The sequence below is a fragment of the Halorubrum sp. SP3 genome, assembly GCF_005435195.1.
GTDB lineage: Archaea > Halobacteriota > Halobacteria > Halobacteriales > Haloferacaceae > Halorubrum > Halorubrum sodomense.
Genome location: NZ_SGTU01000367.1, coordinates 1 through 462, shown reverse-complemented (window position 1 = coordinate 462; position 462 = coordinate 1). Strand labels below are relative to the sequence as shown.

The following is a 462-nucleotide window of genomic DNA, read 5'->3' as shown; positions in this document are numbered from 1 at the left end:
CGTCAACATCGCCGTGAAAGGTATCGAGAAGCATCAGGACTGGAATGTGCCTGCTCTCAACAGCCTTCCCCAAGTTCGGAAGGTGCGACGGCAGGCATCGGGGGCCGTGGACGCCCCGACCGCAACCCACTCGTCCGTTCGAGACGACCGTGACCCATCTCGGGGTATGGCGTCGAGGACGGTGGGAGTGTCAGACTAACCTGCGGGAAGACAGAAGCCTCGGGGCTTGACCCCGAGGCGGTTCACTTCTGTAGAAAGTGTAGTTCTCATATCACAAATCATCCAACAGGTTAATGTGCTCCTATTTCGATAACTATATATGAATATTACCGACCAATCAAGCAGCGAGGTTAATTCGTTAGCCTTCGCTGAAACTATTGGCGGCGCGAGATCGAGTGAAATAGTTGTTGATAACCTACTGTTGCTAGCTCAGTCATTTCTTTCTAACTCGGCGGTTGCTTT

General features: G+C 52.4%; 1 pseudogene. It reads left to right on the top strand.

Annotated features, from left to right (window positions below):
- Window positions 1-199, top strand: a pseudogene (locus tag EXE42_RS20460) (RNA-guided endonuclease TnpB family protein); the annotation flags it as partial.
- Between the last annotated feature and the right edge of the window lie 263 nt (window positions 200-462).